Below are 14,866 nucleotides of genomic sequence, written 5' to 3'. Positions count from 1 at the left end.
CGGCGCGACGGCTACAGCTGCACGGCCATGGTCACGGTCACTTCGTCACCGGCCGAGATCCCCTGCGGCTTGCGGACCGCGTTCTTCAGCGGCAGCAGGTATCCGCCGTCCTTGGGAAAGAGCGACGTGGTGAAGGCGGTCTCGCCGATGCGCGCGTCCACGGGGACCGCACCCCAGCCGTACGTGGCCAGCGCGGCCACCTCGCGGATGTCGGAGGCCTGTTCGGCGGGCACGGCGGCGAAGTAGAACGGCGAAGGCCCCCGCCACTCGATGACGCGGCCGGTGAATTCAACGTGCACGAGGTCGATCCGTTCATCGGGGACGGTCCGGATTCCGGGCAGCGTACACGCGGGCCCACTCGGCACCGGAGGTGGCGGTCGCCTGCCCGTGGGAGGCGGCTCCTGGACTCTGCGGCTCGTTGAAGGCCCGCTGCCGGTCCCCGTGGCTCAGGTTCGGCAGCTCGCGTGCCGGCGACCTGGCTGAGCCTCGCCCGGACCATCGCGGTTGCGGATTCGTCACGCAGAGTGGCGATAAGTTGATCGGCTCGGCGTGGCGGTGACTTCCTTCTGCTCTCTTCCGATTGGCAGTTGTGTCTCCGCAAGTTGTCCACCTGCCCCCTTCGGCGGGGCCTTGACGCGGCTTGAGCGAGATTTGCATTGCGGAAGATGGTTCGGCTTTAGGCAGGGATCCTGCCTCCGCACGTCAGTGGGCCGGGAGAAACGAAACGGTCGCCTGGGGCAAGCGCTTCCATGAATTTAAGTACCTCACGGTCTGTTTCTCGCGGTCGGGTCGGCTGTACTCGCTTCACGGGCTCGGCGGCTTAGCTGCCGCAAGCCCTCGCTGGAGTGACGCAGGTCACTCTTGACTGACCCTGATCTCGCCCTGATATTTGGCTGACTTTTGTGAAGGTTATGTGGGTAATGGGGCGGGATTTGTGAACGGTGGGTTGTGGCGTCGAGCGCGTCACGGTGTGTGCGCTGGCCGTCACGGCCACGGTGATGGGTTCGGTTCCTGCTCTGACCTGGCAGGCAACGGCCGTTCCCGCATCGGTTGGTGACGCTGCGAAGGAATCGGCCTCACCGGAGTTGAGGGCTGCGGCTGCATCGGGTGAGCGTGTGGAAGTCGTGGAGGAGCGAACCGAGCGGGAGACGGTGTTCGCGAACCCCGACGGGGCGACGTTCACGCTGGAGAAGTCGGTCGCACCGGTCCGGGTCGCCGCCCAGGGTGGCGGCTGGGTGGAACCCGACGCAACGCTGGTGAAAAAAACCGACGGTTCGGTCGGTCCGAAGGCAGCGGCCGTGGGCCTCTCGTTCTCCTCCGGCGGCACCGACGGAGAGTTCTCCGGCGGCGACAACGGCATGAGCGTGGGCAAGTGCGGATCCGCGGTGATCGGCGGCATTTCGTACTACTGCGGCAGCGGATACGTGAACCGGATGTACTTCGAATTCGACCCGGGCAATCTGAAGGGAAAGCACATTCTGGACGCCCGGTTCAATGTCACGGAGACGTGGTCGTTCTCCTGCGACGCGCGGTGGGTCGATCTGGAGCGTACGAACAACATCTCGCCGTCGTCGAAGTGGCCCGGCCCCACAAAGCTGGACCAGATGGGCGACCGGAACGTGTCCGCCGGACGCGGCAGCAACTGCAGTCCGTCACAGCCGCGCGCTCCGATCAAATTCCATGACAACGCGGCGGAGCCGGACGAGAACCTGACGCCGACCGTTCGGAACTTCGCCGCCGGAAAGATCTCACGCCTGACGCTGATGCTGATGGCCAAGGACGAGAAGGACACGGTCTCGTGGAAGCGATTCGACGACGACGCGGTCCTGAGCGTTGATTACGTGGGCAAGCCGGCCAAGCCGAGCGCCATCGGCCTGGTCACGGGGTCCAGCCAGACGTGCACGACCAACGAGTCCGCCCCGGCGATCGCCACCGATCCCACCCCCGCATTGACCGCCACGACCCAAACGGAATCAGGTGGAGAACGAGGGGCCAGCCTGCGGATCGTCATGTCCCTGGACAAGAAGACCGGCACGACCTGGACCAAGGCAGTGGGAGACATGCTGGTCCCGTCCACTCCGGTCGGCGACAACTTCAAGGCGACCGATTCGTTCTCCGCAACACTGGAAGAGAACACGGTGTACCGCTACCGGGCCTGGACCCGGTCGTACTACGGGTCTCAATACCTGGCCGGTCCGTCGAACGCTTCCACGACCGGCTGGTGCTACTTCAAGGTCGACAGCAAGGCGCCCAAGCCCCCGACCATCACGTTCAACGCCACCGGCCCGTACACCCTGTGCCTGCCGAACGCGTGTGTCCCAGGAGGCAAGCCTGGCCAGGCTGGGTCCTTCACCCTCGGCCCGGCAGCCGGGGACGTCAACACCGCGTACCGGTACAAGCTGTCCACCGACACGGCATGGTCGGCCTACGTGCCCGGAGCGACCGTGAAGATCGCTCCTGTCCCGCCGACCTCGGGCACGATCACCCTGGATGTGGCGGCGAAGGACAACAACGGCCCAGGAGCCGAAAACTCCGTCGATTTCGTCGTCAAGGAGGGCGACGGACCGGTCGGACGATGGAACTTCCACGACACGGGGAACGAGGCGGTGGACTCCTCCACCACCGACCCGAAGCTCCAGGACAACGCCGCCCTCGCCGGTGGCGCGGTCCGAACCACCCAGGGACGCCGTGGCGAGATCACGGCCAAGCCGGCCACCGAGACCACCCCGGCCGAGAAGGTCACGGACAGCGGCCTGAGTCTCAACGGCACCACGGGTTACGCCGCGACAGCGGGTCCTGTCATCGACACCCGCGCCTCGTACACCGTGGCCGCGTGGGTCCGCCTGGGCTCGGCTTCTCAGGACGCCACCGTGCTGGGGCAGAACGGAGTGAATCGCAGTCCGTTCCACCTTGGCTACGAGCAGAGCACCAAGAAATGGTCCTTCCGCGAGGCCACCGCCGACACACCGGCCGGCGGGACGCCGTCCTACCAACGGGTCAGCTCCAAGAACCAGGCACTTCCCAAGGTGTGGACCCACCTGGTGGGAGTGTTCGACTCCGCAGGCAAAACGATCAGCCTGTACGTCAACGGTGAGCTTCAGGGCACCACACCGTTCGCAACGGCATGGGCGGCGACCGGTCCGCTGCAGATCGGTCGCGCTCAATCGTCGGGCACGTACGCGGACCACTTCCCGGGCGTGATCGATGAAGTCGCGACGTGGCAGGCCGCATTGACCGACGTGCAGGTGAAGGAGGAGAGCAGGCTTCTCGACGCGGTCAAGAAGCCTTCTGTCGAACTCGTCGCCGCATGGAACCCCGCTCAGGCGACCGGCACCTCCCTGACGAACAGTGCCGCCGGCTACGACGGAGCCCTGTCCCTCTCTTCGGGAGCCTCGCTGGTCGGCGACGAGTTGGTGCTGGACGGCACAGCAGGGGCCGGGAGCGCGTCGGGCCCGGTGGTCGATGACTCGGGTTCGTTCACGGTGACGACGCAGGCCGTCGTCGACGCCGCCGGGATGGTGAAGAAGCCGGATGGCTACAGAGCCCAGATCCTCGGCCAGCGCACGGCCACCGGATCTTCCTGGAGCCTGTGGTTCGAGAAGACCGGCACCCGGCAGGAACCCGCGCTCGACGAGAACGACGAACCGGTCATCGACGAGAACGGCAACCCCGTGAACAAGACCGTGCCTGTGGGCCAGTGGCACTTCGGCCGCCTGACCGCGGACGGCACAGGGACATCAGTCGTCAGCAACGAGGACGCCGTCCTCGATTCCGAGGTACGCCTCACCGGTGTCTATGACGCCCAGGGCGGCACAATCCAGCTCTACCTCACCGCGGACCCCCAGAGTGACGGCCCCATAACCTACACCGCACAGGTAGGGAGCGGTGAGTTCTCCGTCGGCAAGGGATACCTCGGCGCCTGGGGCAACTACCTGCCCGGGCGGATCGGCGATATCCGGATCTGGTCGGGAGCGCTGGGCGACGAAGCCCAGGTGAGCGACATCGTCGGCACCTGACCCTTCCTGCCCCGTACCCGACCGCGCATGGAGCGGGGGCCGGACTTCATGACGGCCCCCGCCAGCTTCCAGCCCCGCTCCGCCACATCGCCGCCGCTCGTTGCCGGACGGCGGCACCCCCTGGAGAAGAAGACGTGTCTGTGTCCAGAACCTTCGCCTCGTTTCTGAAACACGGCGGAAAGCGCCGCTCCGCCCCGGGCACCCGGAAACTCCGTATACCCGTGGTCGGGGCGCTGGTCCTGGTCCTGTCCGTGCCGGCGGGTCTCACCCCTCTTGCCGTCGCGGCGGACCCGCTGGGACGGCCGGACGTTCCGGCGCCCCTCGTGAGCAAGGTCAGGGCGGTCTCCGCGCTCGGGGCGAAGGAGGCCCGCGAGCGGGTGGCGAAGAACAGAGCCGCCAACGACAAGCAGGCCGCACAGGCACGCAGCGAGCGCGCCGCCCACTGGCCGAAGGCTTCACACAGCACGCAGAAGATATCCGGCAAGCCGGGAACGGGCCCCGTCCTGGTGACAGCCCCCCGCCCGGCGAAGGCCGCCGCGCACGGCGGAAAGCCGGCCGCTGCCGCCGCAGGCACCGCCACGGTGAACGTGCTGGAGCAGAAGACGGCCCGCAACGCGGGTGTCACCGGCATCGTGTTCACCGCCGCGGCCGAATCCCCCGGCACCGCCGGAATCAACGTCGACTACTCCACCTTCGCCGACACGATCGGTGGCAACTGGGGATCTCGCCTCGGCCTGGTCTCCCTGCCCGCCTGCGCGCTCAGCAGCCCGCAGAAGGCCGAGTGCCGCACGCAGACGCCCGTCCCGTCCAGGAACGACGCGAAGAAGCAGAGCGTCTCCGCGCAGGTCTCCCTGGCGCAGACGACCGCTGCCAAGAGCGCTGCTCCGACGGCGGGTGTGTTCGCCGTGACGGCTGCCGCCGATGCTCCGGCATCCGCGTCCGGTGACTACAAGGCAACCCCCCTAGCCGCCTCTTCCAGCTGGGAAGCGGGCGGTTCCTCAGGGGCATTCACCTGGTCCTACCCGATCAGTGTCCCGCCCGCAGCGGCCGGCCCCGCCCCGTCGCTCTCGCTCTCCTACAACTCCGGCAGCACGGACGGGCGCACCTCGAACACCAACAACCAGGGCTCCATGCTCGGTGAAGGGTTCGACCTCACCTCCTCCTACATCGAGCGCAAGTACGGCGTTTGCGAGGATGACGGAGACAACGCCCTGCCCGACAAGTCCGACCAGTGCTGGAAGTACGAGAACGCCTCCCTCGTCCTCAACGGCAAGTCCACCGAACTCGTCAGGGACGACGCCAAGGGTGTCTGGCACCTGAAGAACGACGACGCCTCCCAGGTCACCCACGAGACCGGCGCCGACAACGGCGACGACGGCGACGACATCGTCGGTGGCAAGGGAGACGGCAAGGGCGAGTACTGGAAGGTCGTCACCGGCGACGGCACCACCTACACCTTCGGCCTGAACAAACTCCCCGGTGCGGGCACCGAGCGCACCAACTCGGTCTGGACCGTCCCTGTCTTCGGCGACGACTCGGGCGAGCCCGGATATTCCTCCGGAACAGGCTTCTCCGGCCGCGCCAAGACCCAGGCATGGCGCTGGAACTCGACCTCGTCACCGACATCCAGGGCAACGCCTCCACCTACTGGTACAAGGCGGAGACGAACCACTACGCCAAGAACGGCGACAAGACGAAGCTCGCCGCCTACACACGTGGCGGCTACCTCGAAGAGATCAAGTACGGCCAGCGCTCCGACACGCTGTTCACCGGCAAGCCCTCCGGCACCGTGGAGTTCAGCTACGAGGAGCGCTGCACCGCCACGGACTGCTCCTCACTGACCGAGGACACCGCGAAGAGATGGCCGGACGTCCCCTTCGACGCCATCTGCACGGCTGACGAGACCGACTGTCTGGCCACCGGGCCCGCGTTCTTCACCCGCAAGATGCTCACCGGGATCGACACCAACGTATGGTCCACGGCGGCCGAGCCCGACGCGTACAAGCCGGTCGACAGCTACAGCCTGACCTACGAATTCCTGGACGGCGCGGACATCGGCAACCCGTCCGACAAGACGCTGACCCTCAAGTCGCTCCAGCGCACCGGCAAGAACGGCGGCACCGTCACCGTGCCGCCGGTGGAGTTCGGCTACCACATGCGGCCCAACCGCGTGGCCTCCGACAGCGAAAACGTCCTCCCGTTCAAGCGTCCCCGCATCAACACCATCACCACCGAGACGGGCGCCATCACCACGGTCACACTCTCCGAGCCGGAGTGCGTCCGCGGCAGCAAGATGCCCAAGGCCGAGGACGACAACAGCCTGTCCTGCTACCCCGTGTACTGGGACATCAACGGCGGCGACTCGCAACTGGACTGGTTCCACAAGTACAACGTCATCTCCGTGTCCACCGCGGACCCCGCGGGTCAGAACGAGACGGTGGAGAACTCCTACACCTACGAGCGCCCCGGCTGGCACTACAACGACGACCCCTTCACCCCGGAGAAGGAGCGGAGCTGGTCCAGCTGGCGCGGCTACCAGAAGGTCACCGCCTACACCGGTAAGGCCGGTCGCCCCCAGTCCAAGACTGTCCGCCTGTACATGCAGGGCATGCACGGCGACAAACGCAAGGACACCACCACCACGCGTAGCGCCACCATCGCCGGCATCGACGTGGCAGGCCTGGACGTCGCGGACGCCACCGACTACGACCAGTACGCGGGATCCCTGCGTGAGGAGCTCACCTACAACGGTGCCCAGCCGGTCAGCGTCACGGTCAACAACTTCTGGAACCAGCTGACCGCCAGCCAGCAGCGGTCCTACGCCAACGCCAAGGCGTACTTCGTCCGCACCGGCCGCACCTACGCCTACACCTATCTGCCCCTCAGTAACACGTGGCGCCGCAGCTACACCTCGCACACCTATGACGACACGTACGGCATGGTCACCCAGTCCGAGGCCGTCGGCGACCAGGCCAAGACCGGGGACGAGACCTGCACCCGGGTCTGGTACGCGCGCAGCACGGACAAGGGGCTCACCAGTCTCGTCTCCCGCACCCGAGTCGTCGGATCCGCCTGCCTGAGCTCCGGGGCCGCCATCACCGACGACAAGCTGAACCTCCCGGCGGACTCCAAGACCCGCGGCGACGTGCTCTCCGACACGGCCATCGTGTACGACAACGCGACAGCCACCGGCTGGTCGGCCTCCCAGTCACCGACCCGAGGCCTTGCCACCTGGACCGGCAGGGCCAAGGCCTACCCGGCCGCGATCGGTACGAACGACCGCACCCCTGCCCTCGACGGCGGCTGGCAGACGGTCGCCAGGACCACGCACGACACCCTCGGACGGCCGCTCAGCGTCACGGACGCCAAGGGCAACGCCACCACCACGACGTACTACCCCGCAGCGGCCGGCCCGCTCACCTCCACCATCGTCGCCGCCCCCAAGCTCGCCTCCAACGGCCAGTCCCACAAGACGTACACCTACGTCGACCCGGCACGCGGCTCGGTCACCAGCACCCTCGACGCCAACGTCAAGAAGACCGAGAACAGCTACGACGCACTCGGCCGCATCACCGGCACCTGGGCGCCCAACCGCCACAAGGAATCGGACACTCCGAACGCGAAGTACGCCTACAACTTCGCCCGCGGCAGCCAGCCCTGGACATCCGTGGCCACCATCAAGGGCGACAACAAGAGCTACCGGACCAGCTACGCCATCACCGACGCACTCCTGCGCCCCCTCCAGACGCAGACCGAGTCGCCGCTCGGGGGCCGCGTACTGACCGACACCCGCTACGACTCACGTGGCCTCGCCTACGAGACGTACGCCGACATCTACGACAACCTCAACGCTCCGGACGGCAAGTACGCCCGCGCCTCCTACGCCCACACCCCGGCCCTGACGCGGACCACGTACGACGAGGCAGCACGTCCGACGACCAGCACGTTTACCGTCTTCGGTGAGGACCGTTGGTCGACCGCCACCAGCTACACCGGTGACTCGACCGCCACCACGGCCGTCAAGGGCGGCAATGCCACCCGCACCATCACCGACGTCCTGGGCCGCACCGCCGAGACCCGCACCTACGCGGGCACCGAACCGAACGACACCGCGTACGGCGCCACGACCGGAACCGCCTACACGCGGGTGAAGTACGACTACACCTGCGACGGCAAGCAGTCGCAGATCACCGGCATCGACGACGCCAAATGGACTTACACCTACGACCTGTTCGGCCGCCAGACCGGCGCGACCGACCCGGACAAGGGCGCGTCCACCACCGCGTACACCGATCTCGACCAGATCGACTCCACGACCGACTCACGCAACGCGAAGCTGCTCTACGGCTACGACGAGATCGGCCGCAAGACCGGCCTGTGGCAGACCACGAGGACGGACGCCAACAAACTCGCCCAGTGGACCTTCGACACCCTGCTCAAGGGCAAGCCCACCGCCTCCACCCGCTATGTCGGCGGCACCACTGGGCAGGCCTACACCAAGCAGGTCACGGCCTACGACACCCTCGGCCGCGCCATCACCACTGACGTCGTGCTGCCCAGCGACGACCCGCTGGTCACCTCCGGGGCGGTGCAGCCCACGCTCACGTTCGGCGTGGACTACTTCCTCGACGGCAGTCTCAGCAACACCAAGGAGCCGGGGGCCGGCGGGCTTCCCAAGGAGATCATCGGAGTCGGTTACAGGTCCGACCTGCCCGTCAAACTCACCGGAGCGAACACCTACCTCGTCGACGCCTCCTACTCCGCCCTCGGCCAGGCCGAACAGCTCACCCTCGGTGCGAGTGACAAGAACACCTACATCACCAACAAGTACGAGGCAGGCACGGGCCGTCTCACCCGCAGCCACGTCACGGACCAGACCCACCCGTACATGCTGCAGGACCTCAACTTCACCCAGGACGACGCGGGCAACGTCCAGTCCATCTTCGATCCCACCACCCTCGGCGACACCACCAAGGCCGACAATCAGTGCTTCAGCTACGACGCCAACCGGCGCCTGACCGAGGCCTGGACCCCCAAGACCGCCGACTGCGCCACCGGCGGCCGCACCACCGCCAACCTCGACGGTGCCGCCCCGTACTGGACCAGCTACACCTACAACAACGCCGGCCAGCGCGACACCGAGACCAACCATGCGGCCACGGGCGACGCCACCACCACGTACGGATACAAGACGCCGACCGGCCAGCCCCACCCGCTCGTCAAGACCACGGGCGCCAAGGCGGCCACGTACGAGTACGACAAGGCGGGCAACACCACAGCCCGTCCCGGCACCCAAGGCACCCAGACCCTGGGCTGGAACACCGAGGGCGAACTCGCCTCCACCACCGAACCGGCATCCGGCACCAAGCCCGCCCTGGGCACCACCTACCTCTACGACGCCGACGGCGAACTCCTCATCCGCCGCGCGACCGGAGACGGCGACACCGTCCTCTACCTCGGAGCCACCGAAGTACGCCTCACCACCAAGGGCGCGACCAAGACGATCACCGGCACCCGCTACTACAGCGCGGCGGGCCAGACCCTCGCGGTCCGCACCACGACGTCCGGCACCGAGGGCAGCAAGCTCAGCTTCCTGGCGGCGGACCACCACGGCACCAGCAGCATCGCCATGGACGCCACCACCCAGGACGTCACCAAGCGCTACACCACCCCCTTTGGCGCCTCACGCGGTGCGAAGTCCACGACCTGGCCCGACGACAAGGCCTTCCTGGGCAAGCCCGCCGACACGACTACCGGCCTCACCCACATCGGCGCCCGCGAATACGACCCGGCCGTCGGCCAGTTCATCAGCGTCGATCCTGTGTTGGATCCCGGTCAGCACCAGTCCCTGAACGGTTACGCGTACGGCAACAACAACCCTGTTACGTCGGCTGACCCCACTGGTATGTGGATCGACGACGGCACGGGGCACAGCGAGCCCCGGCGCGACGGCGGACCTGCTGGGCCGGCAAGCCCCACACCGGGAAAGTCCGCGGGCACGCATGGAAACGACAGCAGCACGGCGACTACTGGCGGCGATGGTTCGCGCCCGCGCCCGAGTCCGGGGCCGAAACCAACCTCTGGTCCGTACAAGGACGCAGGTATCAGTGACCCTGCAGGCCAGGCTGCCAAGTGGTTCTGGAATGAAGTCCTCGGTTTCGGCCCGCCCGAGATGCACCTCATGTGCGGGGTGGATGGCCTGTGTGAGTACGGTCCGTACGACGAGGCGGTCTTCCCTTGGAGCCCTGGGGGTGCGAGTCGTCTTCTAGGAAACGCAAGCCGGACCGGTGCAGCCCTCAGCTTTGCGCAGGCAGTGAAGTCTTTGAAGGACGTAGTCAAGTCAAATCCCTTCAGGAAGGGTGGGCCAACGTCCGGACTCGGTGTTGCCGCTGATGGACAGATCTACGCTGTCCAAAGCGGAAACAAGGTGCTCGACAAGGAGTTGCTGAAAATCGCCAATGAAAGACTCAGGGAGGTAGGTATCACTAGGGGTGCGTCAACCTCGGCCCGTGCTAGCGATGCTGAACAGAAATTCACTGCGATCATGATTCGGGACGACATAAAAAAGGCCGAGTTCATCATCGACAACCCTGCAGGACCATGCAGGCAGCCGATGGGTTGTGATCAAGTACTCAACACTATGCTGGGAAACAGAGAACTAACAGTACACTGGCCGAACGGGCAAGGTGGCTACAGCTCGTGGACGTACGGGAATGGCCATGTAGGGATGGGTGGAAAGTGACGCATAACAGGGTTCAGGCGTACTATCGCGAACAGCATGCAGACGAACCGTTGGTAGTTCGAACCCCTGAAGACGTCGACGCGCTGATCGACGCTCTCGCTAACGGCCCTGAGTTCGAGAACTTGGCTGTTCTGCACAGCTCGGAGCGTGAGCTTCTGCCATCAGGATTTCCTGATCATGAGTTCATGGTTGGCGCCGACGGGGAGCGGCAGGTAGGCGTTCTGAGCTTCATGGACGAGAAGAACTTTGTCTCACTCGGATCTTCGGGAAGTGGCGGAGCGGAGGTTTCCTACTTTGTGGTTGAGAATCCAACCGAGTTTCCCGCCACCGCAGAAATTCCCCTTGTTCTGGTGCGTCAGGCTGCTAAGGAATTCCTTTCTTCCGGAGGGAGACGCCCGATGTGCGTTCAATGGCAGGAGCCGGAAGTCTGGTAATTGTCAATTTGCCCCTGCACTCAGCGAAGCGGGGCTGCGCGACGGCCTGACCTCAGGCTTTCACCTGCTGGATAGATCGCCGGTGAAAGCCTGAGGGCGGCGAGGTGCCTATGATGCCTTTCGTTGTCTTTTCGGCTTCTACGAAAAGGTCAGCTCGCCTCGGTGGTCATTGCTCGCGGAGACAACAGCTGGGATGGGCGTGAGCTGGGTCAGCTGGGTGGAGATCAAGCGAATCGAATGGGACGAAGAGTATCCTTTTCCCGACGCTTTTATGCGCAGCTTGTCCGGCGGCTTTGCCGCCCTCCCCAGGAGTTCATCGATCTCTGCGGGCAGCCGGTCGCATCGCAGTACGAGCCAGTGGGCACTTCCCCGAAGGATGTTTCGTGTCGAGCGCCTCGGCCGTCGCGATGCCGTGCCCGGCCACCAGCGGGGCCCATCTGGTCCGTCATGGTCACCCTGGCCGACCTCCACGGGAGCGACGATGTCAGGCTGACCGTCAGGTTCGACGACTGGTGTCACGCAGCCCGGACTCAGGGTGGACGAGTCGGACCAATGACGTGGACTGTCTGCCCGTCCACGCCGCTGGCGTCTCGGTGTGGACGGGCGACCTGCATGGGCGTGACCACCTGTGCGCCCGGCTCAGGCCCCCACGGTCACCGTGAAGCGGCGCGGGTTGCCGTCGTTTGCGGCGCCGGAGACGTCGGGTTCGCCGTCGGGGCGGACGTCGTCGTAGGGGAAGGCGTAGCCGATCGGGGTGTTGGCGTGGACGACGCGGGACCAGTGGTTGGTGGCCGGGTCCTGGTAGTAGTCGGCGGTCGAGGTGCCGTTGGGCTGGTCGGGGTGGGTGAGCATCAGGGAGCGGTTGAAGCCGGAGGCCAGGCGGGCCAGGAGGGCCTTCTTGTCGTCCGGGTCGCCCGGGTTGTTGGCGAACGGGCCGTGGTTGCAGGTGAAGACGTCCTTGGAGACGGGCTTGGTGAAGGTGTGCCCGCCCTCGAAGGTCAGGAGGTCGCCAGTGACCCGGCCGGTGCGTACTCCCCGGCCGCCCTGGAGGTCGATGCGCAGGTCGGTGGAGCGGTACTTCTCCCAGACCCGGTCGATGTACGACGTGAACACGTCCCGGAACGGCATCTCGTCCGGGCGGTCGAAGAACGGTGCCATCAGGTTCTGCGGTGAGATCACCCGCAGTACGTTGCCGTCCGCCCCGCGGATCACCAGCTTGTCCCACGGCTGGCCGTCGGCGGCGGCCTGGGCGGTGAGGCCGTCCGCGATCCGCTGCACCGCGCCGTCCGGGAGCGGCGCCACGGTGTGCGTCGCGTCGCCGGCCAGGGTCAGGCCGATCGGCAGCGCGGTGACCAGGTCGACGTAGCTGATGTTCGCGTACAGCTGTTGCGGGTTGAAGGTGAACTCGCAGAAGGACCACGTACGGCCGTAGTTGGCGTCGGTGGACGTCGCGAACGCCGGCTCGACCAGGGCGGGGCCGGGGTTGAGATAGAACGTGAGCGTGTCGTCGCGTACGAAGTAGACGCGGGCGCCGTACATCTGGGGGAGCGTCAGGACCACCGGAGCGCTGCCCGCCGGGTTCAGGGGGATCGCGCAGTCGACCGGGAGCGGGGTCTGCGGGGCGGCGGGGGAGTCGGGGCGGTAGACGCTGCCGTCGGCCCGCAACAGGACCCAGCGGTCGGTGCCCTGCTCGTGGCCGGTTACGTAGGCGTTGACCCTGCCTGGCAACGAACGGTTGTCCAGGGCGAGTTCACAGGTTGTGGGGGCGGCGGAGGCGCTCGGGCTCAGGGCGCTGCCCCAGGCCGGGTAGGTGAGGGCGGTCGCGGTGGCGGCGGCGCCGCCCGTCAGGAACAGTCTGCGCGAAATCACGAGAGGACTCCCGAGGTGTGTGGGGGGTCAACCACTCTCGTGAGGGCCGCATCCGGCGTCAAGACTTATGACTGAGAGCGCTCTCAGAAACGGGAAGTCTTCACAACTCGACGTAGTACGGGGGAGGTTGTGGCCCGGCGCACCGGGCCGCAACGCGATCAGACCGTAGCGTCCAGGAACGCGGTCCAGGCAGCGGGGGGAACGGTGAGGACGGGGCCGTCGGTCACCTTGGAGTCACGGATGTGCACGGCGGCGGCGTGGGCTGCCACCTCTACGCAATCGCCGCCCTGGCTGCCGCTGTAGCTGGACTTGCGCCAGTCGTAGGCGATTTCGAGGCAGTTGCCGCCCTGGTCGCTGCTGTAGCTGGACTTGAACCAGGCGAGGGCGGTGGTACGTGCGTGGGTCATGTCTCTCCAAGTAGTTCGTCCAGTAGGCGCGCGCTCTCCTCGACGGAAAGCGCCTGCGAACGGAGCATCCCACATTTCTGCTGGAGCACACTGACCACGTCGGGGTCGTCGTGCAGGTAGCTGGTCAGCTGTCCCTCCACATAGGCCAGGTGGTCGTGGTCGGGGGTTTCCAGCAGCACCATCGGACCGTCGAACGCGGCGTGTTTCGGTAGTTTCATCGGCATGATCTGGAGTCCCAGGAACGGGAGTTCCATGCACTGGCGCAGATGCCGGATCTGCTCCCGCAGCATGGCGGGGTCGCCGATCTGGCTGCGCAGGATGCTCTCCTCCAGCAGGAAGTGGAGCATGGGGCGGGGTTTGCGGTTGAGGAGCTTCTGCCGATCGAGCCGGTCTGCTACCCACTCCTCCCGCTCATCCTCCTCCAATGGCGGGTAGAGGCAGGAGAAGAGGAACCGGGCGTACTCCTCGGTCTGGAGCAGCCCCGGCACCACTCGGTCCTGGTACGAGAACAGCGTCACCGCCTCCTGCTCGTAGTCCACGAAGTCCTGAACGAATGCCGTGAACCGCTCCTTCTGCGGCACCTTCGACACCGCGACCTGCAACGCCCCTTTCGTGTCCAGCAGTTCGTCCAGTTGGGCCGCGAAGTCCCATTGCAGCGCTCGGCGCCCCTGCTCGATCGACGCGATCGTGTCGTCGCCCACCGAGCACCGCTCGGCCAGTGCCGCCTGGGTCAGTCGGGCCGCCTTGCGGAACATCGCCAGCTGGGCGCCGATCAGGTGCCAGGACGTGATCCGCTTGCTTTTCATCTTTGCCGGTTGCATGAACTGCCTCTCCCCGTCACGGACCTCGAATGACCCGTCAGGAGTCGTACAACGGAGATGTACGACTCCACGCGCTGCTCAACTGTAGTGACTATGTGTGATGTTTGCTGCGTGAACGAGACAACCCAACTCCCCCACTTCCGCGAGGTGTTCCACCGTCGCGAACGCCGGTCCGTCCCGCTCGTACGACAGTTCGTGCGGGACGCTCTCGTCGACTGGGCGTGCGAGGCCCGGGCCGACGACGTGTTGCTCTGCGTGAGCGAACTCGTCACCAATGCCCTGCTGCACGGCGTCCCGCCCGGCCGTGGGTTCCGCCTCCGGATCCGCCTGGAGCCGGCCGACGGGACCTTGCGCATCGAGGTCCACGACAGTGGCGACGGGGAGGTCCGGGCCGCGGATTCCTGGGCGGCCTCCGACGAGGAAGGGGGCCGCGGGCTGCTGCTGGTGGCGGCGCTCGCCGACAAGTGGGGGGTGGGGGAGCGGAACCCCGGCAAGGTGGTGTGGTGCGAGTTCGAGGTGTCGGTGGGGGCGGGCTGCGGCATGTCGGCGAGATAGACCCGGGGGCCGAGATACAAGA

General features: G+C 66.4%; 9 protein-coding genes. 5 read left to right on the top strand and 4 right to left on the bottom strand.

The annotated features are described in order from the left end of the window. Positions 1 to 11 precede the first annotated feature (11 nt). A complete protein-coding gene (locus tag ABZ622_RS30680) occupies positions 12 to 299 on the bottom strand; it encodes a DUF1905 domain-containing protein (RefSeq protein ID WP_360548709.1) in 288 nt (95 codons plus the stop codon). Positions 300 to 1,124: 825 nt separating this feature from the next. On the opposite strand from ABZ622_RS30680, the gene ABZ622_RS30675 reads away from it, so the two are divergent. The 4 genes from ABZ622_RS30675 to ABZ622_RS30660 all read left to right on the top strand — a co-directional run bounded on the left by ABZ622_RS30675 (position 1,125) and on the right by ABZ622_RS30660 (position 11,192). Beyond that, a complete protein-coding gene (locus tag ABZ622_RS30675; RefSeq protein ID WP_360548707.1) occupies positions 1,125 to 4,016 on the top strand; it encodes a LamG domain-containing protein in 2,892 nt (963 codons plus the stop codon). 134 nt (positions 4,017 to 4,150) lie between these two features. Further along, the gene (locus ABZ622_RS30670; protein WP_360548705.1) at positions 4,151 to 5,857 is read left to right on the top strand and encodes a hypothetical protein; all 1,707 of its coding nucleotides are present in this window, start codon (positions 4,151 to 4,153) and stop codon (positions 5,855 to 5,857) included. Between the two features lie 104 nt (positions 5,858 to 5,961). Continuing rightward, positions 5,962 to 10,758: an RHS repeat-associated core domain-containing protein gene (locus ABZ622_RS30665; protein WP_360548768.1), complete on the top strand. Its 4,797-nt coding sequence runs from the start codon at positions 5,962 to 5,964 to the stop codon at positions 10,756 to 10,758. Beyond that, positions 10,755 to 11,192 (top strand): Imm1 family immunity protein, encoded by a 438-nt coding sequence (locus ABZ622_RS30660; RefSeq protein ID WP_360548703.1) that lies wholly within the window; start codon positions 10,755 to 10,757, stop codon positions 11,190 to 11,192. Before ABZ622_RS30665 ends, ABZ622_RS30660 begins: the two co-directional genes overlap by 4 nt. 639 nt (positions 11,193 to 11,831) lie before the next feature. Here ABZ622_RS30660 and ABZ622_RS30655 read toward each other — a convergent pair. The 3 genes from ABZ622_RS30655 to ABZ622_RS30645 all read right to left on the bottom strand — a co-directional run bounded on the left by ABZ622_RS30655 (position 11,832) and on the right by ABZ622_RS30645 (position 14,289). Beyond that, on the bottom strand, positions 11,832 to 13,061 hold the full coding sequence (locus ABZ622_RS30655) for a glycoside hydrolase family 64 protein (protein ID WP_360548701.1): 1,230 nt from the start codon (positions 13,059 to 13,061) through the stop codon (positions 11,832 to 11,834). A gap of 158 nt (positions 13,062 to 13,219) precedes the next feature. Continuing rightward, positions 13,220 to 13,468, bottom strand: a complete 249-nt coding sequence (locus tag ABZ622_RS30650; RefSeq protein WP_360548699.1) for a DUF397 domain-containing protein — start codon at positions 13,466 to 13,468, stop codon at positions 13,220 to 13,222. Then, positions 13,465 to 14,289, bottom strand: coding sequence for a helix-turn-helix transcriptional regulator (locus ABZ622_RS30645; protein WP_360548697.1), 825 nt, complete (start codon positions 14,287 to 14,289; stop codon positions 13,465 to 13,467). The genes ABZ622_RS30650 and ABZ622_RS30645 overlap by 4 nt, the downstream gene beginning before the upstream one ends. Positions 14,290 to 14,400: 111 nt before the next feature. On the opposite strand from ABZ622_RS30645, the gene ABZ622_RS30640 reads away from it, so the two are divergent. Next, a complete protein-coding gene (locus ABZ622_RS30640; protein ID WP_360548695.1) occupies positions 14,401 to 14,844 on the top strand; it encodes an ATP-binding protein in 444 nt (147 codons plus the stop codon). The last annotated feature ends 22 nt before the right edge of the window (positions 14,845 to 14,866 follow it).

Source organism: Streptomyces sp. NPDC007164 (genome assembly GCF_040634135.1).
GTDB lineage: Bacteria > Actinomycetota > Actinomycetes > Streptomycetales > Streptomycetaceae > Streptomyces > Streptomyces sanglieri.
This window is presented reverse-complemented; position numbering and strand designations above follow the sequence as displayed.